Genomic DNA, 19389 nt, shown 5'->3' with positions numbered 1-19389 from the left:
TATGGCCACAGTCCTTGAGCGTCCTGACACGTTCGATCCAGCCGTCTGGCTGACGGCCATGACGCAGATCGGCGGCGGCTATGCGCTGATGTCCGGCCGGCGGCTCGCCCTGATGGTCGACGATTGCCACCCGGAGGATCTGACCACCGTCATGGCACCGCTGATTGGGCGCCCTGACCGGCAGGACGCGATCAAGGCCGCAATTGAAAAGCGCAGCTTCGGGGAGGTGGCGCAATGAAGGGCTTCGAACACATCCGCCCGCTGGCCGACAACCGCGTGCCGGACCGGCCCGTCAGGAATTTTCCGCTGTGGGAAACCAGAGATCCGCCTGAGGAGACGGCAAGGCGATTGAAGGTAGCGCGTGACGCGCTGGACGGACACCGGCGATCACCGAAGCGGCCAGACGCCATGATCTGCGCCGAACCATCATGCGAGCGGGCCTGCGGTCAGTGCGACCTCCGGTGCGCGATCATGACGGGCGCTGTTTGGGATTTGTGGCGGGCGCATCAGCGCGCGCTGTCGGAGAATGGCCAGACGTTGCAGCATGATGGTCGATGCTACAGCGTGGCGGCTGGGAGCGCCTGATGGGTCATGCCTTCCACACGCCTGCGCCGCCACCGCAACGCCGTCCCCGGTGGCGGCGGGAGCGACGACGAGCGTGGAGCCGACCCAGCAATTTACCCGGCACGGGGTCGCTGTTCGCGGCGATTCCGGTTTTGCCGCGTGACGAGCTGGCCCGCCTGACTGAGCGCATGATCGATCGCATGGACCAGATCGACGGCGATCCGGACCTGGAGGATCTGCGCGACGACGACGAAGACACCCACGACCGCGAGGACGACCGTGATGGCGATCAATAGCACCGCACCGTGGCAGCCGGCGTCACCCGGCCGCGTCATCCACCAGCCTATCGCTCGCCATGCGCGGACTTCGGGCTTCAACCGCGTGCATCGGTTCGAGGACAGTCACGCGCTGGCGGCGCAGTACGGGCCGGATTGGTGGCTCCCCATATACCGCCGCGCATTCCCGACGCTGATGTCGGCGGTCGCTGTCGAGCATGACGGATGGGCACAGCGCGGCGGCATCGATCGCCTGCTGACGCTCGCGTGCGGGCGAACCTACACCGTCGACGAAAAGATCAGGACCGAGGATTGGCCCGACGTCCTGCTGGAGCGATGGTCGGACGAGGTGCGCAAGTCGCCTGGCTGGGTGCAGAAGCCGCTAGCCGCGGACTTCATCGCGTACGCGCATGCGCCGGCAGCGACGTGCGTGCTGATGCCGGTGGCGGCGTTGCAGCGTGCCTGGCGGCAGCATGGTCGATCGTGGATTGGTCTTTATGGGCTTCGTCGGGCGCAGAACGCGGGATGGACGTCGGTAAGCGTGCCCGTGCCACGCGGTGTGCTAATGCAGGCGATCGTTGAGGCGATGTTCGTCTGCTGATAATGCACGTTTAAGCCAACCTCGGATGGATGGCGTCAGGTGGTAATTCGTGTCAGCGAAACATGAGTGCGGCGAATTTTGAGTATGCGGGGTCGGCGCGAGGAGGGTGCCGGCGGTGGCCGCTTGAACTGGCATCCGGCTAAGCGCAGGTTGTCACAGTTTAATAGGATTGTGCTCGGCAGTCTTAATGGCCAGTTCCTCCTCAACGCCGGATCTAAGGGATTGCGCGTGCTGCGTTAGCGTTGCCAGCGCCACTCGCCCAAGGTCCGCAGATCTCGCTTGTCTCGCGCCGTCGATTGCGGTGTGAACACGGTCCCAGTCGCGCTCGCCGTCAGCGTCAATGTTGCCGTAAGCCAAGTCTCCCCATGCCGGGTCGACCCGTTCGAGTTCCCTAATAAGTGCCTGATGCGCGATGGTCAGGTCACGGCCCTCTTTGGAAATTTCTTCCTTGAGTTCCCTGGGAGCGTGCGCGCCTTTTGTAAGAGCATGTAGCCGGGCGAACCCGGCCTCGACCTCTCTGAGCGCCTTCATAATCTCAGACCGCTTCGCCTTCCACTCGTCCAGGTGAAAGCTATCGCTTCGTGTCTGGCGAGCAACGTTATCGGTGTGGCGCCTATTGGCTATATTCCACACGATGGTCGTGATTAGCGCAGCGGAGGACAGGCCGAGAGAGATGTAATCCTTCGTCTCCACCGGTAAGACGGCTCAGTTAACGTCGCCAAGATTCCGACTGGTAAGAGCAGCCGAGAGCCCCTGTTCGATCTGCTGAAGCACGATCGCGGGTGCGACAAAATGAAAGTGTCGGCGAAACGACGCTTCGCTTTGACCGAATGTTTGAACGCTACGGCCGAACAATCCCTGAAAAAAGGACGGGGTTAGAGAATACACATAATCTGGGACGCGAACTTCGACAGGTGCATCCTCGTGGTCCAGCGCGTCGACTTGAAACAACTCGCGTGCCGCCAAGCCTCTAAGGCGGCCGCTCAGGTTCTGTACGCGGCCCTCGCCGGTCAGCGCCTCAAGATCGATCGTTGGCATGTTCGTCAATCTCCACGGTCGCGGCGAGATATTCCGGATCCAACGTGAACGCCACTGAAACGAGCGTTCCTGCGAAACGCTCCACGAGATCGCATACAACCGCCCGGTCCGGCGGAGATTCGCTCGTGTTGTCCTTGTTGCACCACTGGAGTCGGGGCTGCTTCTCGCCTCTCCTAGCTCCGGGTATATAATCGCTCGTGAGCGCGATGCACGTCTTTCCTGAGACAATGGTCACTCGCGAGTCGGCTGATGCTGGACCATCTCCGGCCAAAGCATGGACGAACGTGAGCACGTCCTGAAGCCCGGTGCCGCCCGACCGCGCTTCACGAGCAGCCGGATCGCACGTAATAGTATCCTGAAGCGCATATACCGTCGCAAGCGAGGCTGGCGACAGGCCGCAACCCGCATGACGGTCGACATATTCCTTCAGCGATTCTCGTACGTCCGAGGCCGCGTCCTCAAGACTGTCAGCGAAGGACCTTCCGACGCTGAGAAAGGCGATGTAGCATTTCAGGACAGCCTTCCCGTCGATCGTCCTACGGACCATAAATGCCGTGGTAGACCAATCCCCGTCGTTCGAACCGGGCTGACTGTGGCGTTCCGCGTTATCCAGCAACTCGCCGATAATGCTGGCAAGCCATCCCTTCCCCTCAAACGTCAGCTGCTGGTCAATCTCGGGCACACCAAGCCAATCGTCCACTGCATCGCAGAACCGGCCGCAGGCGATCTCTCGTGCCTGCGGGTCGAGATGCACCGTTGCTGATCTCGACGATAAGGCCGGACGACGGCGCTGGAGCGGGAATGGCCACACGTCGGCAACTTTCTCTCCTTGCTCCTTCCCATCCCCAGGCACTCCCCGCATGCGCATGCGGTTGTTGCGGCTGACGCCTGTGGCGCTGAGCACGCGCTGAATAGACCGCGCCATGTGTCCGCCAACAAATACCGGAGCCATTCGGGGCCACACCTCCGCTAGAACGAGGAATGATCCCGCGTCGAGGCAGTGTGGGTCACGAAAGTTGATAACAGCTCGGAGTTCTCGTGATTCGAACTCACCAATTTTTTTTAGTGCTGCCAATGTCTCGTTGGGGTGGGTTAGAAAGGAAAAATTATGCACTTCTATCGAGTTCGGATGCAACAATTGGTCGCGGCGCATGATGTCTACCCATCGCTGACGACGCTGAGGAACTAAAGCATCTAGTATCGGAGATGGACGATAGCGTGAGATGAGGACATCCTTCTCAAGCTGTCGCGGCCGCTCCTTGCGGAGTCCGCGGAGGGCGGCTCGAGACTTGGCCCGGGCGAAGCGGTCAGCCGCGATCCGGTTACCGCTAGCGGCACGACGCAACCTAACCCGCATTTGACGAGCGTATTCTCGAACCCAACGTTCCAACGTCGGCTCTGACGATCCATCTGTATAATCGTCGACTATGTTAGCCGTGAGAAGGGAGCGCAGGTATGGCGGCAGCTTGGGCGACACACGGCATCTGTATGATCCAATGCGACTTCCTGTCCATCCATGCCGCTACAGTTTCGTCAGGTTTTGCGCGTGGGCCAATCGGCTCTATAACGAAATGCAATCTGGTGCTTACCCGCTGATCGCTGGCATAACCGCGTTGCTGAAACGAAGCCTCACTTTTCGGTCGCTCCGGCTAAAGCCATGACGCTCGCCACAGTTATCCGCACGCCGCCGTCGATTGCCACCCGCTCCAAACGCCCTTGGTTCATCAGCTCGTTGACCTTCGTCCGGCCGAAACCCAACGCTGCCTCAACCTGCTTCACCGTGGCCAGGAACGCCCCATCTGGGATGGCGCTTGGATCGGGTCGACGCTTCGGCGTTGTGAAAGGTTGTGGTACATCAACATGCTCAACGGTCGCGACGGGCGCCTTCTTGGCCGCGGGCTTGGGAGCGCCTCCCTGCTGGTGCTCTATCAGCCGTTGCAGATCCTTGTCGTTGAACCCAATACCCGTGATAGAAACGGCCGGCTTGCCCCCGATCAGATCGGCACCGGTCAGCCGCACGGTACCACCGATTCATGCTGCATCCTCGACACCATCGCTAACGATCCGCTGCCATAGCCCCGCTGGTACTGCGCCGCCTCGTACGCACGTCCTGCGGCCAGCCGGCTCGATCGTCTCCAGCACCAGCGCGTAGGACTTCACCAACCCGGCTGCGGTGAAGTCGCGGATGAGCTGCGCGGCGTTCGGGACGCCGGCCGCTTCGACAAGCTGGATCGCTTTTGCTGGCGGAACGGGGTGGAAGGCGGTCAACGTCGGTCTCCTGGCTACCCAGACCGACTGCATCAGGAAGCGTGAGAAAGACCTATACAGCGAGTCGCGTAAGCCGCCACTGTTCGCACCTGTTCGGAACAAGCCGCACGGGAATGTGGGAACGCCTGAGGGGAAGCGCATGAGTCGCCTGCCGCTACAGCACTGTAATCTCACGAAATTAGTGAAAGTATGTGGTGCCGCTTACAGGACTCGAACCTGTGACCCCCGCATTACGAATGCGATGCTCTACCAGCTGAGCTAAAGCGGCCCGTGCGTTCCGCGTCGGAACGTCGTGGAGGCGGCGCTTAGCAGCGGCCGGCGGCGTTGACAAGCGCTTCGCGGCTTTACCGGGCCTTTACCATCCACCGGGCACAAGCATGTCCGCGAATCCGGCCGAATGACAGGCCGCTCGCCGGAACGGACGATGAGCATGGACAGCGCGCACGGCTACGACGATCTTCGCCAGGACGACGACCCTACCGAGGGCGGCGTGGGTGAATCGCCGGCGCCGATCGGCCCCGACGAGCGCCGGATGCATGTGCGCGCCTACAATCACTGGGTGTCGCTGCTGCGCGGGCGGTCCTATCCCGCGATCGAGGATCTCGATCCCGACAGCATCGCCGATTTCGGCGCGCACAGCGTGCTGCTCGATTTCTCGCAGGGCGTCGAGGATCCGGCGATCCAGTTCATCGGCCGCGCGCTGCGCGAGGAATGCGCCGTCGACCTGTCGATCGCGCGCATCTCCGACGTGCCGTCGCGCTCGCTCCTGTCGCGGCTGACCGACCATTATCTGCAGATCATCGCCAATCGCGCGCCGATCGGGTTCGAGGCCGAATTCACCGGCATACGCGGGCACAACACGATGTACCGCGGCATCCTGATGCCCTTCTCGTCCGATGCGCAGTCGATCGACTATGTCTACGGCGTCATCAACTGGAAGGAACTGGTCGCGGCCGACGATCAGGCCGGGCTGGACGCCGAACTGGCGGCCGCGATCCGCGCGCCGCGCCACGATCCGCTGCCCGGCGGCGTATGGGCGGACGGTCCGTGCGCCGCCGCGCCGGCGCCGGAACCCGCGGTCGCCGCCACCACGCTCGACGATCTGCTCGCCGCCGCACGCGACAGCGCCGCGGTGGCGCGCGCGGCGCGGCTGCGCAGCCATGCCGCGCTCTATCGCGCGCTCGGCCGCGCGCATGACGTCGCGCTCGCCGCCGCCGCCGATCCGGCGCGGCTGGAGGAATTGCTTGCCGCGGCCGATATCCGCGTCCAGGCGCGCGCACCGATGACCGCGATCGCCAAGCTCGTCTTCGGCGCGGACCACGACAAGACGCGACTGACCGAGGCCGCCACCGTCCTCGCCTGGGCGCAGCGCAGCGGCGTTGCCGCGGGCGCACTCGCACACGCGCTGGAGCGCGCGGAGGGCGGCATCAAAGGTATCGTCGCAAGCGAACGCGCCCAGCGGCAGCCCGACGAAGATCACGCCGCCCCGACACTGCCGCTCGCCGCGCGAGCGCCACTCGCCGAACTCGCCATCGACAGCGGGCTCGACGAAGGTGCGCCGGTCGTGCTGCTCGGCCGCGCCACCGCAACGGGGATCGTCGTCGTCGGCACCGTCGGCGACGATGCGAAGCTTGCGGCACAGGTGCTGCGCCGCCTGCGTTGACGCAATCCGACGCTGCACCAATGCAGTACGGCAACGCTTGAGCTAGACGCATCCGGGGCGCATAGCTTCGCCCATGCCGGAAAAGTCTCTTCAGATACTGTCTGCTGCGCTGGCGGCGCGGCTCACCTATCGCGCGCTGCCGGGCGAGCTTGCCGGCTTCGGCGAGGACAAGCAGGCGGAGGCCGCAGCGTTCCTCGCGCAGACCGCCGCGGTGCGCGCGCCCGGCACGCCGGTGCTGGCGCTGGAACAACTGCCCGGCGATGGCGCGCGGCGGCGGATGCGGCTGGCGATCGTCAACGACGACATGCCGTTCCTGGTCGATTCGGTCGCGGCGGCGATCGGCGACCGCGACATTGCGGTCGATCGCGTCATCCACCCGGTGATCCGCGTCTCGCGCGATGCCGAGGGGCGGCTGACCGATATCGAGGATGCCGACGGTCGGCCCGAATCGATGATCTATATCGAGCTGGAACGCGTCGACGCGCGTGACCGGCGCGCGCTGACCGACGAGATCGAGCGGCTGCTAGCCGACGTCCGCGTCGCGGTGCGCGACTGGCGCGCGATGCAGGGCACGCTGGCGGCGGATGCCGGGGTGATCGACGACGTGGGCGGCGATCCGGAAGGCGCGGCGCTGCTGCGCTGGTTCCTCGACCGGCATTTCACGCTGCTGGGGCATGAGCGCTGGCACGCCGACGGCACGGTCGACGCCGCCGCCCCGCTCGGCATCGTCGTCAACGACCATGCGGTGCCGATCCTCGCCGACCGCTCGCGGCGGCTGGCGGTCGACTATTTCGTCGCCGGCAATGCGGCGCCGCTGCTGCTCAAGTCGAGCCTGATCTCGCCGGTCCACCGCCGCGTCCCGCTCGACCTGCTGGTGGTGCCGCTCCACACCGGCGGGCGCGTCACCGGTCTGTCGATCCACGCCGGGCTGTGGACCTCGGCGGCGCTCAACGCCCCGCCGCGCAGCGTGCCGGTGCTCCGCCAGCGCCTCGCGGCGAGCGAGGCGAAGTTCGGCTTCGACCCCGCCGGTCACACCGGCAAGGCGCTGACCCACGCGATCGCGACGCTGCCGCACGACCTGATGACCGCGATCAGCGCGGCATCGATGGAGGAGCTGGCGCTCACCGCGATGAGCCTCGCCGACCGTCCGCGTCCGAAGCTGGTGCTGGTCCCCTCCCCGCTCGGCCGGCACCTCTATGCGTTCGTATGGCTGCCGCGCGACGAGATGACCACCGCGCGCCGCGTCGCGATCGGCGAGATGCTCGCCGAGGCCGCCAACGGACAGGTGCTCAACTGGTCGACCAGCGTCGAGGACGGGCGCGTCGCGTTGCTCCGCTACACGATCGACCTGCGCGGCGCGGGCGTGCTCCCCGATGCGCTGACGCTCGATGCGCAGCTCGAGAAGATGGTGCGCGGCTGGGCGCCGTCGATCGAAGCCGCGCTGGCGGACGAGGTCGGCCCGGCGCGCGCCGCCCGGCTTGCGCTGCGCCACGCCGCAGCCTTCCCGGTCCGCTATCGCACCGGCGCGACCGCCGACGAGGCGGCGCGCGACATCGTGTCGATTGCCAATCTCGTCGGCGACGCCGATCGCGAGGTGCGCTTCACCGCCGGCGGCGACGGGATGCTCCACCTCAAGGTCTATCGGCAGGGCGGCCCGCTCGCGCTGTCGGACGCGGTGCCGGCGCTCGAACATTTCGGCTTCCGCGTGATCGAGGAAATGCCGACCGCGCTGACCGACGAGGAACGCAGCTCGATCCACGATTTCACGCTCGAGACCAAGGCCGACATCCCCGCGGTGCTCGCCAGCGCCGAAACCTTGCAGGAAGCGCTGGCGCAGGTGCTCGAAGGCCGCGCCGAGGATGACGGTTTCAACCGGCTGATGCTGGAGGCCGGGCTGTCGCCGTCCGAGGTGGTGCTGTTCCGCGCCTGGTATCGCTATTTGCGGCAGGCCGGGATGAGCTACGGCCCCGCCAATGTCGTCGACACGCTGACCCGCGTGAAGGACGTGACCAAGGCACTGGTCGCGCGCTTCGTCGCGGTCCACGATCCCGCCGCGACCGCCGACGCCGACGCGGCGCAAAGCGTGATCGACGCCGGGCTCGACGCGGTCACCGGGATCGACGACGACCGCATCCTGCGCGCCTTCCGCGCGGTGATCGACGCGACGCTGCGCACCAACGCCTTCACCGAAGCCGCGAACGAGGCGCTCGCCTTCAAGCTCGACAGCGCCAAGATTCCCGGCCTCCCCGCTCCGCTGCCGTGGCGCGAAGTGTGGGTCTACAGCCCTCGCGTCGAGGGCATCCATCTGCGCGCCGGCCCGGTCGCACGCGGCGGGCTGCGCTGGTCCGACCGTCGCGACGATTTCCGCACCGAGATCCTCGGGCTGATGAAGGCACAGCGCGTCAAGAACGCGGTGATCGTGCCGACCGGCGCGAAGGGCGGCTTCTACGCCAAGCAACTCCCCGCCCCCTCCAACCGCGACGCCTGGCTCGCGGAGGGGACCGAGGCGTATCGCATCTTCATCCGCACGCTTTTGTCGATCACCGACAACATCGAGAACGGCACGGTCGTTCACCCGCAGGGCGTGACGATCCTCGACGGCGAGGACCCCTATTTCGTCGTCGCCGCCGACAAGGGCACCGCGACGTTCAGCGACGTCGCGAACAAGATTGCGCTCGACCGCGACTTCTGGCTCGGCGACGCCTTCGCCAGCGGCGGGTCGCAGGGTTATGACCACAAGGCGATGGGCATCACCGCCAAGGGCGCGTGGGTGTCGGTCCAGCGCCATTTCGCCGAGCGCGGCGTCGACGTGCAGACGCAGCCGATCCGCGTTGTCGGCTGCGGCGACATGTCGGGCGACGTGTTCGGCAACGGAATGCTGCTGTCGAAGGCGATCAAGCTGGTCGCCGCCTTCGACCACCGCCACATCTTCCTCGACCCCGATCCCGATCCGGCGGCAAGCTGGGACGAACGCGCCCGCATGTTCGCGCTCCCCCGATCGAGCTGGGCCGATTACGATCCGGCGCTGATCTCCGCGGGCGGCGGCGTGTTCGCGCGCGACATGAAGTCGATCCCCCTGACGCCACAGGTGCAGGCCGCACTCGGCATCACCGCCGACCGGATGGAGCCGACCGCGCTGATCTCGGCGATCCTCAAGAGCCCGGCCGATCTGATCTGGTTCGGCGGCATCGGCACCTATGTGAAGGCCGCGGCCGAGAACAACGCCACCGTCGGCGATCCCGCCAACGACCGGCTGCGCGTCGATGCCGAGGAACTCCGCGCGATCGCGATCGGCGAGGGCGCGAACCTCGGCGTCACGCAGGCGGCGCGGATCGCCTTCGCCAGCCACGGCGGGCGGATCAACACCGACTTCATCGACAATTCGGCCGGCGTCGATTGCTCGGATAACGAGGTCAACATCAAGATCGCGCTCAACCGCGAGATGATCGCGGGCCGGCTGTCGTTCGAGGACCGCAACGTCCTGCTCGGCAGCATGACCGACGATGTCGCGCGGCTGGTGCTGGAGGACAACCGCCTCCAGACGCTCGGCCTGTCGATCGCCGAGCGCGGCGGCGCGCAGGCGCTGCCCAGCTACGTCCGGCTGATCGAGGTGTTCGAGGAATCGGGCCGGCTCGACCGGCAGGTCGAGGGGCTGGCGAGCAACACCGACCTGCTGCGCCGCACCGGCGAGGGTCGCGGGCTGACCCGCCCCGAGCTGGCGGTGCTGCTGGCGACCGCCAAACTGTCGTTGCAGGACGCGATCGAACATTCGTCGCTCGGCGAGGACGCGGCGCTGCTCCCCGACCTACACGCCGCCTTCCCGCGCGCGATGCAGGAGCGGTTCGCGGAGGCGATCGACGCGCACCGCCTGCGCGACGAAATCGTCGCGACCAAGCTCGCCAATCGCATCGTCAACCGCATCGGCATCCTCCACCCGTTCGAGCTGGCCGAAGAGGAAGGCGCGACGCTCGCCGACATCGCCGCGATGTTCGTCGTCGCCGAGCGGCAATTCGGGCTCGCCACGCTGTGGCAGGCGATCGAAACCACGCCGATGCCCGAGGCCGGGCGGCTGGCGCTGTTCGACGAGGTCGCGGTCGCGGTCCGCTCGCAGATCGCCGACCTGCTCCGCGCCACCGCGCCCGGCACCGCCCCCTCCGCCGTGCTCGCGCGGCTGTCGGGCGGGATCGACCGGCTCGCGGCCGCCACCGACGACCTGCTGCTCGACGAGGCGCGCGCGCATTCGCGGCGCATCGCTGACACGCTCGAGGCGGCGGGCGCGCCGCACGATCTGGCGCTCAGCGTCGTGCGGCTGTTCGAGCTGGACGGCGCGGTCGGGCTCGCCGACCTCGGCGAGCGCGCCGCGATCGACGAGACGCAGCTCGCGCGCGCCTTCACCCGGCTCGGCGAAGGGCTCGGGCTCGACTGGGCACAGGGCACCGCGACGCGCATCAACCCCAGCGACCCGTGGGAGCGGCTGTTGATCGCCGGTCTCGCGCGCGACTTCCAGCAATTGCGGCTCGATTTCCTCGGTCGCGGCGGCACGGGCGATCCGGTCGCTTTGGTCGACGCCTGGCTGGCGAAGAACGCCGCGCGCGTCGGGCAATTCCGCGCGGTGATCGACCGCGCCCGCAACGCACAGGCCCCGAATGCCGCGATGCTCGCGCAGATCGCCGGACAGGCGCGCGTCCTGCTCGGGCGCTGACCGCTTGAAGCCCCTCCCCCTTCGGGGGAGGGGAAGGCCGGCGCTCGTCTCACCGGCACCGACTTTCCTCCTGACATGGAACAATATTTGATCTAGGTCATTGAGAAACAAGCGCTTTCATATCGCGCGCCGAACGACTAATCGCGCCCCCATGCATTGCCGCTCCGTACCCACAAGCGGAGAAGCAGCATGTATTATCACGACAGGCGCCTTCAGTACCCCGTCACGGTCGACAAGCCCGATCCCGCCTTCGCGCGGATGCTGCAACAGGCGATCGGCGGCGTGGAGGGCGAGATCCGCGTCTGCATGCAATATTTCTTCCAGGCCTGGGGCAATCGCGCGCCGACTCCAAAGTACCGCGACATGCTGCTCCACACCGCCACCGAGGAGATCGGCCATATCGAGATGCTCGCCACCGCGGTGGCGCTCAATCTCGACAAGGCCCCGGCCTCTTTGCAGGAGGAAGGCGCCGCGGACGGGATCGTCGGCGCGGTGATGGGCGGTGGCAACGGCCGGCAGGAGATCGAAGGGCTGATCCACAAGAACCTGCTGTCCGGCGGGCTCGCGGCGATGCCGATCGATTCCGACGGCGTGCCGTTCAACATGAGCCACATCTATGCGAGCGGCAACGTCGCCGCCGACATGTATTGCAACGTCGCCGCCGAGAGCACCGGGCGCGTGCTGGCCGTCCGGCTGTTCAACGCCGCACATGACGAGGGCATGAAGAAGATGCTCCATTACATGATCGCGCGCGACACGATGCACCAGCAGCAATGGTTGGCGGTGATCGAGGAACTCGGTGGCGCGGCGGCCAATCTCCCGATCCCGAACAGCTTCCTGCAGGAGCAGGAGGATCAGGAGAACAACTACAATTTCTACGCCACCGCGGCGGACGGCAGCTACCCCGAAGGTCGCTGGACCAGCGGCCCGTCGATCGACGGTCGCGGCGAATTTACCGTCTTCCCCAACAAGCCGCTCGGCGAGGAGCCGATCCTCGGCCCGGCGCGCCCCGACAGCGGCGCGCAGGACAAGCAGATCGGCTGACCCGCGGCATCGCCGGACGGCCGAAAGGGCGTCCGGCGCTCGTCAGGGAAATTCGGCTGGCATCGCCGCACCGGGTCTGACATCATCCTCGGACGACCGGGGGGTGGTGATGCTGAACGTGGTGGCCAAGAAGGTCCTGAATCATTTCGGTGTTGAGGCGGTGCGCGCCGCGACCTTCAAGAATTTCATCGCCACCCGCCCGATCGATCTGGTCGTCGACGTCGGCGGCAACCTCGGCCAGTTCGCCGGGCAGGTGCGTGAGTGCGGTTATGCCGGGCGCATCCATTCGTTCGAGCCGGTGTCGAACGTCTTCGCCGCGCTGGAACAGCGTGCCGCGCGCGATCCGAACTGGCAGGTGTCGCGCGCCGCCCTCGGCGCAGCGCCCGGCGAGGTGCAGATCAACCTGTACGACAATCACACGCTCAACTCGCTCCACGCGCTCGACCACGGCGTTGCGCAGCGGCTGGCGGTGGACCCGCGCGTGATCGGGACCGAGACGGTGCCGATTGCAACCCTCGACGACATGCTTGCCGATGATCCGGCGAGGTCGATCTTTCTCAAGATCGACACGCAGGGGCACGAGCGCGCGGTGCTGGACGGTGCATCGGCGACGCTCGCGCGGGCGACCGCGCTGTTGCTCGAGCTGCCGGTCGTCGCGCTCTATGAGGGGCTCTGGTCGTTCAGCGAGGCGCTGGCGCATATCGACGCGCTTGGCTTCGTCCCTGCGCAGTTCCGCACCGTCAACACGATGGTGGACGATCCCGCCTCGGCGGTCGAATTCGACTGCCTGTTCCGCCGCAAATAGCCGATCTGGGGCGTGCCGGCTCTTTGTCTTCCTCTGCCCTGGACAGGAGAGATTCATGCTTGCCTTCCCTGCCCTCGCCCCTCGCAGAGGGGAGAGGGTTGCGCAGACTTAGGCTTTGCGCAGCAAAGTCTTAGTCGAAGCTGGGTGAGGGGTGGCGCTCGCGAAAGCGAGCGCACGAGCCTTCGGCTCGCTCAACCCCTCACCCAAGCTGCGCTAGCCAGCAAGCTGGCAAGCTCCGCTATCCCTCTCCCCTGTCCAGGGGCGAGGGCAGCAGGACACCAATAAGAACGTCACTCCGCGCTACACCTCCGCCCAGCGGCGCAGCAGGTTGTGGTACACCCCCGTCAGTTGCACCGTCGCCGCCGCGCCCTGCCCCTGCGCTGCGGCCACCGACTGCACGCCGCGATCCAGCTCGAACAGGATGCGCCGCGCGCCATCGTCGCGCACCATCGACTGGATCCAGAAGAAGCTCGCCAGCCGCACCCCGCGCGTCACCGGCGCGACGCGGTGCAGGCTGGACGCCGGGTAGAGCACCATATGGCCGGCCGGCAGCTTGACCGCCTGCGTGCCGAACTGCTCCTCGATCACCAGCTCGCCGCCGTCGTAACTGTCCGGATCGGCAAGGAAGAGCGTCGCGGACAGGTCGCTGCGGATGCGGAAGTCGCTGCCACGCTTCATCCGGATCGCATTGTCGACATGGACGCCGAAATCCTGCCCGCCCTCATATCGGTTGAACAACGGCGGGAAGACCTTGGCCGGCAATGCCGCCGCGACGAACAGCGGCGTCCGGCCAAGCGCGTCGAGGATCACGCCCCCCGCCGCGCGCGCCGCCGCGCCGTCCTCGGGCAACTGCCGGTTGCGCTTGGCGAGCGCCGCCTGCGGCCCGGACGTTTCGTTGCCGTCGACCCAGTCCGCCCCATCGATCGTCGCGCGCACCTGCGCCAGCGTCACGGCGTCGAGCACATCGGGGATCGCGATCAGCATGGTGGCCCTCCTTCCGTCACTTCAATGCACGTCCGTTCGCCCTGAGCTTGTCGAAGGGCGTGTTTCGGGCACGCGCTTCGACAGGCTCAGCACGAACGGTCGGGAGAGCTACCCAAATAGCCATCAATCTAGAAGCTGTAGAACACACTCAGCGTCGCCTGCCGCCGCTCGCCCGGCATCGCCCAGCCGCCGGTGACCACGCCGGTCGTCGCATTGACGTTGTTGCGCACGTTGGTCAGATACTTCTCGTCGGTGACGTTCTGCACGTTGAGCTGCATCGTCAGCCCGTCGCGGAAGCTGTACGCCAGATAGGCCCGGTGGATCAGATAATCGTCGGTCCGCAGCAGCGCAGCATTGGCGAGCGTCGGCACATAGGTGGTGAACGCCCCCTGATAGGTCAGGCCATAGCCGACCTCGAGCCCGAACGGCAGCCTGTAGGTGGTGAACAGGCTCCCCGAATGCGGCGGCGTCTGCACCAGTTCGAAGCCTTTTTGCGGATCGGGCACGGCAACCGAATTGCCGCAACCCGACGCACCGGCATGTCTGAGGCAATAATCCGATACCGACTGAAGGACCTTACTGTCGAGATAGGTGTAATTGGCGAAGATCGTCCAGTCGCGGGTGATGTTGCCAGACGCGCCCAGCGCGATCCCGTCGACCCGGCTGCGCCCGTCGAGCACCTGCACCGTCGGCAGCGCCGGATCGTTCGAGGGGATGCGATAGTTCGTCCGCTCGTTGCGGAACGCCGCCGCGGTCAGCTCCAGTCGACGGCCGAACAGCCCGGCCTTGACGCCGACCTCGTAATTGCGCGCGGTCTCCGGCGCGACGCCGCAGGTGTTGGTGACCACCGCGTTCGAGACGCTGACGCAACCGAGCCGCACCGTCGCCGATGACGGCGTCTTGGCGTTGCCGTAGCTGGCGTAGAGGCTGACGTCCTGAACCGGGTGATAGACCAGCCCCGCGCGATACGAGAACAGCCGTTCGCGGTTCAGCTGGCGCGCTTGTGCCGCGACCGGCTGCGTCACCCCCGGTGCTGCGCCGACCGGCAATTGATCGAACTCGGCATGTTGCTGCTCCCAGCGGACCCCGGCGTTCACTTCGACGTGCCGCCCAAGCTCCAGCGTGTCGAACGCATAGACCGCCACGTTGCGCGTCGAGGATTTGGAATGCGCGGTGGAGACATAGTTGATCGGACCGCGATAATGGGTGTCGGGGTTGCTGATCGCCAGCAGCGGCAATGGCGCGGTCGCCGAGCCATCGGCGTTGCGCAGCAGCGAGCCGGTGACGATCCGGTAATCCTCGACCATCCACGACACGCCGACGTTCGCGACGTTGCGGATGCCACCCTTGTCGCCATGTTCCAGCCGGATATCGGTCTGGTTGGCGAAGAGCTGGTTGACCTGATCGCGCACCAGCCCGCGTGGCCCGGACGGCAGCCATTGGCCTGCGGGAATGGTGATGGTCGCGCCGTTGACCGTGGTGGTGCACGCCGCGCCGGTCCTGCCGCCCGTCACCTGCACCGGCTGCGTGCCGCTCGACAGGCAGAACGTCCCCTGCGGCGCGCTGGTCACGCTATACTGCCCGACGCGCTGCCAGCGGGTCAGATTGCGCACCGACAGATGATCGTCGACCTGATGGCGCAATGTCGCGGTCAGCCGGTCGACGTCCACGTCCTGCCGGTCGAGATTGCGATAGCCGTAATAGTCGCTGCGATCCGCCCCCGGAATTAGGCCGCCGACCAGATCGTTGTTGAAGTACGGAATGCCGTACAGCGGCGTGTTGCGGTCCTGCTGGTGGACATAGGCGAGCGTCAGGCTGGTCGGCCCGTCCATCCCGATCGTCACCGCCGGCGCGACGCCCCAGCGCTCGTATTTCTCGACGTCACGCCCCGGCACGTCGTTGTGGTGATAGGCCGCGTTCAGGCGAACCCCGACCAGCTCGTTCACCCGCTCGTTGGCGTCGATCGCAGCGCGATAGTAATCGTCGGTGCCGATCGCCGCCTGCGCGATCGTCAGGTCCTCCGGGCGCGGCTCCTTGCTGACGAGGTTGATCGTCCCGCCCACCGATCCCGATCCGTTGAAGACCGAATTGGCGCCGTTATAGACTTCGATCTGCTGCAGGTTGAACGGATCGGTGCGGCTGTATTGCGCGCTGTCGCGGATCCCGTCGATCGTGATGTCGTTGTTCGCCGAATAGCCGCGCAGGTTGATGCTGTCGCCATAGCCGCCGCCGCCTTCGCCCGCGCCGAAGGTGATGCCCGGCAGCGTCTGGAGCGCGTCGCGCAGCGTCAGCAAATTCTGCTTGCGCAGCACCTGATCGGAAATGACCGTCACCGTCTGCGGCGTGTCGAGCAGCGCGGCGGTCGCCTTCGGGCTTTCGAGCTGGTCGGGTGCGCGCTCGCGCGCGCCGGTCACGACCACGTCGTCACGGTCGATGCGCGTGCGGCCGTCCTGTTCCGATGCGGGCTGCCGCGCAGGATCGGCAGTGGCCGGCGCCGAAGCGATGAAGCCGATGCACGACAGCGCCAGAAACGAAGCCGAGGACGAAGACATTTTGAAGAACCCCCATTGTTATGGAGGCCCGACTATTGCGAGTGACTTTCAGTGTCAATGCTAATGAGATTGGATCGCATCATTGTCGCTGAACGTGGCCAATCGGCTGACCAGCCAGGATCGCAACGCGCTGGCGAGGTTGGGCGGATCGTCCTGCGCGATGCGCAATGCATCGATGCGCGCGACCAGCGCCGACAGCGGGAGGGCGTGCGCCGATGCCGCCTGTTCCAGCGCGGTCCAGAACACCGGCTCGAGACTGACCGAGGTCGCGTGGCCGGCAATCGTCACCGAGCGCTTGACCGGTCCGACGAAGCCGCCCGGCGGTGGCGCGATCACGATCGTGTCACGCGCCGGTCCGGCAACCGACGTCACTCCGCATCGAACAACGCCGCGAGCTGCTCGATGATCGTGCCGCCCAGCTGCTCGGCATCCATGATCGTCACCGCGCGGCTGTAATAGCGCGTCACGTCATGCCCGATCCCGATCGCGACCAGCTCGACCGGCGAACGCTTCTCGATCCACGCGATCACCTGCCGCAGATGCCGCTCCAGATATGACCCCGAATTGACGCTCAGCGTCGAATCGTCGACCGGCGCGCCGTCCGAAATCACCATCAGGATGCGCCGCTCTTCCGGCCGCGCCATCATCCGCGCATGCGCCCACAACAGCGCCTCGCCGTCGATATTCTCCTTGAGCAGCCCCTCGCGCATCATCAGTCCCAGCGCGGGACGCGCGCGCCGCCACGGCTCGTCGGCGCGCTTGTAGACGATGTGGCGGACGTCGTTGAGCCGCCCCGGCTGCGGCGGGCGTCCGGCGGCCAGCCACGTCTCGCGGCTCTGCCCGCCCTTCCACGCGCGCGTCGTGAAGCCGAGGATCTCGGTCTTCACCCCGCACCGCTCCAGCGTCCGCGCAAGGATATCGGCGCTGATCGCCGCGATCGAGATCGGCCGACCGCGCATCGATCCCGAATTGTCGATCAGCAGCGTCACCACCGTGTCGCGGAAGTCGGTATCGCGCTCGATCTTGTAGCTCAGCGACTGCGTCGGATTGACCACCACCCGCGCCAGCCGCGCCGCGTCGAGCAATCCCTCTTCCTGATCGAAGTCCCACGACCGCGATTGCTGCGCCATCAACCGCCGCTGGAGGCGATTGGCGAGCTTCGACACCGCCGATTGCAGATGGACGAGCTGTTGGTCGAGATAGCCGCGCAGCCGCGCCAGTTCCTCGGCGTCGCACAATTCGGTCGCCGCGACGACCTCGTCGAACCGCTCGGTCCAGACCTTATAGTCGAACTGCGCGGACAGGTCGGCGGGCGGGCGGTTGGGGCGCACCGGCTGCATCCCCTCCTCGCCATCGTCGCCCGGCTCGCCCTCGGCGTCGTCGATATCGTCGCCTTCGAGCTGTTCGCTCTCGCCTTCCTGCGACTGATCGTCACGCTGCTGGCCGCGCGCCTCGACCTCGGACTCGCCCTCCGACCCTTCCGCCTCGCCCTCGTCGGCCTCGTCGGTGTCCTGCCCGTCCTCGCCTTCCTCGTCCTCGCCGCCCTCGTCGCTGTCCTGCGGCTCCTGCTCGCCCTCGACGAGTTCGAGCTGTTCGAGCAACTTGCGCGTCAGCCCTTGAAAGGCGCGCTGGTCGTCGAGCGCCAGCGCGAGCGCGGACAGGTCGACCTTCCCGTCGATCCACTCGCGCACCAACGCCAGCCCCGGCTCGGCTTCGACCGGCGGCAGCCGCCCGGTCAGCGCCTCGCGCACCATCAGCCCCAGCGCCGAGGCGAGCGGCACCTCGCTCTTGGTCCGCGCGCGCGTGATCGGGTCGCTCCGCAACCGCACGTCGAGCGCGCGGGCGAGATTGTCGGCGATCCCGTCATAGCCGCGGCTGCCCAGCGCCTCGACGCGCGCCGTCTCGATCGCATCATAGACCGAGCGCGCATTCGCCTCCGCCGGCGCGCCGCGTGCGTGGAGCGCGTCGTCGTGGTGCCGCAACCGCAGTGCGAAGCCATCGGCGAACCCGCGCGCCTCCGCCACCTGCTCGGCCGGCAAGGTCCGCGCCGGCATCGGCACGCGCAGATGCTTGCCGGACTGCACCGGCGCATCGGCGGTATAGGCGAGTTCCACCTCCGCTTCGTCGGACAGCGCACGCGCCGTTCCGCCGAGCACGGCCTTGAACAGATCGAGGGGGGTGTCGGTGGTCATTACCAGAACGTCTCACAGCCGAAATTCGCCATAACCTTATCGCACGTCATCAGCGTCAGGTTCTCCATCAGGGCCTGAGCGGCCAACATGCGGTCGAAAGGGTCTTTATGAGCGCCCGGCAGCGCACCGCTGCGCACGCCATGCGCCATCGTGATCGACAACGCGCGAAACCCGTCATCGGCCAGATAGCGTTCGAAATTCGCCATGTGGTCGGCGAGCCCGAGCAAATGCCCCTTGCGCATCTTGGTCGCGATCTCCCAGCCCGACGCAGCACTGACGTAGACTTCATTGGCGCGATCGCCGATGGCCGCCCCTGCCCGTTCCGGCAGCATCGCGTCGTCGAACCACCACCAAAGCAGCGCATGGGTATCCAGCAACAGCCGCATCAATCCTCCGGTGGGAAGAGGCTGCGGTTCTCGATCTCGTCCAGTTCCGCGTCGGTGAAGCAGGAGGCGACCGCCTCTTCCGGCGACATGTCCATCAACCCTCGGAACCGTCCCGGCACCCGCCGCGCTGGCACCGGCGGATCGATAGGCACCAGCTTGGCATAAGGAACGCCCGCCTTGGCCAGCACGATCTCCTCGCCCGCATGGGCGCGCTCGATCAGCCGCGACAATTGCGTCTTCGCCTCGTGAACGTTGAAGGTCTTCTGCGGATCGGCCTCGGCCATCGCTCGTCTCCTCCGGTGGACTAACTACCTT

Annotated in this window: 19 protein-coding genes and 1 tRNA gene; 8 read left to right on the top strand and 12 right to left on the bottom strand. The window is 66.5% G+C overall.

Annotated features, from left to right (window positions below; translation table 11 throughout):
• Window position 1 precedes the first annotated feature (1 nt).
• Genes PGN12_07340 through PGN12_07325 form a run of 4 tightly spaced genes read left to right on the top strand, consistent with a single transcriptional unit; the run spans window position 2 to window position 1440 of the window.
• Window positions 2–238: a hypothetical protein gene (locus tag PGN12_07340; protein ID MEH3103705.1), complete on the top strand. Its 237-nt coding sequence runs from the start codon at window positions 2–4 to the stop codon at window positions 236–238.
• On the top strand, window positions 235–585 hold the full coding sequence (locus tag PGN12_07335) for a hypothetical protein (protein ID MEH3103704.1): 351 nt from the start codon (window positions 235–237) through the stop codon (window positions 583–585). The genes PGN12_07340 and PGN12_07335 overlap by 4 nt, the downstream gene beginning before the upstream one ends.
• Entirely contained in the window at window positions 585–860 is a 276-nt protein-coding gene (locus PGN12_07330; protein ID MEH3103703.1) for a hypothetical protein, read from the top strand. Before PGN12_07335 ends, PGN12_07330 begins: the two co-directional genes overlap by 1 nt.
• Window positions 847–1440 (top strand): hypothetical protein, encoded by a 594-nt coding sequence (locus PGN12_07325; protein ID MEH3103702.1) that lies wholly within the window; start codon window positions 847–849, stop codon window positions 1438–1440. The genes PGN12_07330 and PGN12_07325 overlap by 14 nt, the downstream gene beginning before the upstream one ends.
• Window positions 1441–1593: 153 nt before the next feature.
• Here the strand turns inward: PGN12_07325 and PGN12_07320 are convergent, their stop codons facing one another.
• The 6 genes from PGN12_07320 to PGN12_07295 form a co-directional block, all read right to left on the bottom strand.
• The gene (locus PGN12_07320; protein ID MEH3103701.1) at window positions 1594–2133 is read right to left on the bottom strand and encodes a hypothetical protein; all 540 of its coding nucleotides are present in this window, start codon (window positions 2131–2133) and stop codon (window positions 1594–1596) included.
• Between the two features lie 12 nt (window positions 2134–2145).
• Window positions 2146–2478 (bottom strand): hypothetical protein, encoded by a 333-nt coding sequence (locus tag PGN12_07315; protein ID MEH3103700.1) that lies wholly within the window; start codon window positions 2476–2478, stop codon window positions 2146–2148.
• The gene (locus tag PGN12_07310) at window positions 2459–3631 is read right to left on the bottom strand and encodes a hypothetical protein (GenBank protein MEH3103699.1); all 1173 of its coding nucleotides are present in this window, start codon (window positions 3629–3631) and stop codon (window positions 2459–2461) included. Before PGN12_07310 ends, PGN12_07315 begins: the two co-directional genes overlap by 20 nt.
• 476 nt (window positions 3632–4107) lie before the next feature.
• Window positions 4108–4497 (bottom strand): hypothetical protein, encoded by a 390-nt coding sequence (locus PGN12_07305; protein MEH3103698.1) that lies wholly within the window; start codon window positions 4495–4497, stop codon window positions 4108–4110.
• A 12-nt stretch (window positions 4498–4509) separates the two neighbouring features.
• Window positions 4510–4746 (bottom strand): hypothetical protein, encoded by a 237-nt coding sequence (locus PGN12_07300; GenBank protein MEH3103697.1) that lies wholly within the window; start codon window positions 4744–4746, stop codon window positions 4510–4512.
• A 192-nt stretch (window positions 4747–4938) separates the two neighbouring features.
• Window positions 4939–5014: transfer RNA gene (locus PGN12_07295), tRNA-Thr, on the bottom strand.
• A 162-nt stretch (window positions 5015–5176) separates the two neighbouring features.
• Between PGN12_07295 and PGN12_07290 the strand changes: the two genes are divergently transcribed.
• The 4 genes from PGN12_07290 to PGN12_07275 all read left to right on the top strand — a co-directional run bounded on the left by PGN12_07290 (window position 5177) and on the right by PGN12_07275 (window position 12960).
• Window positions 5177–6409, top strand: coding sequence for a hypothetical protein (locus PGN12_07290; protein ID MEH3103696.1), 1233 nt, complete (start codon window positions 5177–5179; stop codon window positions 6407–6409).
• 73 nt (window positions 6410–6482) lie between these two features.
• Window positions 6483–11111, top strand: coding sequence for an NAD-glutamate dehydrogenase (locus PGN12_07285; protein ID MEH3103695.1), 4629 nt, complete (start codon window positions 6483–6485; stop codon window positions 11109–11111).
• 189 nt (window positions 11112–11300) lie between these two features.
• A complete protein-coding gene (locus PGN12_07280) occupies window positions 11301–12155 on the top strand; it encodes a manganese catalase family protein (GenBank protein ID MEH3103694.1) in 855 nt (284 codons plus the stop codon).
• Window positions 12156–12264: 109 nt separating this feature from the next.
• A complete protein-coding gene (locus PGN12_07275; protein ID MEH3103693.1) occupies window positions 12265–12960 on the top strand; it encodes an FkbM family methyltransferase in 696 nt (231 codons plus the stop codon).
• Window positions 12961–13260: 300 nt separating this feature from the next.
• On the opposite strand, the gene PGN12_07270 is transcribed toward PGN12_07275, so the two are convergent.
• The 6 genes from PGN12_07270 to PGN12_07245 all read right to left on the bottom strand — a co-directional run bounded on the left by PGN12_07270 (window position 13261) and on the right by PGN12_07245 (window position 19358).
• The gene (locus PGN12_07270; protein ID MEH3103692.1) at window positions 13261–13944 is read right to left on the bottom strand and encodes a Fe2+-dependent dioxygenase; all 684 of its coding nucleotides are present in this window, start codon (window positions 13942–13944) and stop codon (window positions 13261–13263) included.
• Between the two features lie 128 nt (window positions 13945–14072).
• Window positions 14073–16496, bottom strand: coding sequence for a TonB-dependent receptor (locus PGN12_07265; GenBank protein MEH3103691.1), 2424 nt, complete (start codon window positions 16494–16496; stop codon window positions 14073–14075).
• Between the two features lie 60 nt (window positions 16497–16556).
• Entirely contained in the window at window positions 16557–16868 is a 312-nt protein-coding gene (locus tag PGN12_07260; protein MEH3103690.1) for a ribbon-helix-helix domain-containing protein, read from the bottom strand.
• Entirely contained in the window at window positions 16865–18688 is a 1824-nt protein-coding gene (gene cobT, locus PGN12_07255; GenBank protein ID MEH3103689.1) for a cobaltochelatase subunit CobT, read from the bottom strand. Before cobT ends, PGN12_07260 begins: the two co-directional genes overlap by 4 nt.
• Window positions 18688–19074: a type II toxin-antitoxin system VapC family toxin gene (locus PGN12_07250; GenBank protein ID MEH3103688.1), complete on the bottom strand. Its 387-nt coding sequence runs from the start codon at window positions 19072–19074 to the stop codon at window positions 18688–18690. The genes cobT and PGN12_07250 overlap by 1 nt, the downstream gene beginning before the upstream one ends.
• Window positions 19074–19358 (bottom strand): type II toxin-antitoxin system prevent-host-death family antitoxin, encoded by a 285-nt coding sequence (locus PGN12_07245; GenBank protein ID MEH3103687.1) that lies wholly within the window; start codon window positions 19356–19358, stop codon window positions 19074–19076. Before PGN12_07245 ends, PGN12_07250 begins: the two co-directional genes overlap by 1 nt.
• Window positions 19359–19389: the final 31 nt, after the last annotated feature.

This window comes from Sphingomonas phyllosphaerae (assembly GCA_036946405.1).
Lineage (GTDB): Bacteria > Pseudomonadota > Alphaproteobacteria > Sphingomonadales > Sphingomonadaceae > Sphingomonas > Sphingomonas phyllosphaerae_D.
The sequence above is the reverse complement of the archived record's forward strand: the minus strand, read 5'-3'. Positions and strand labels throughout refer to the sequence as shown.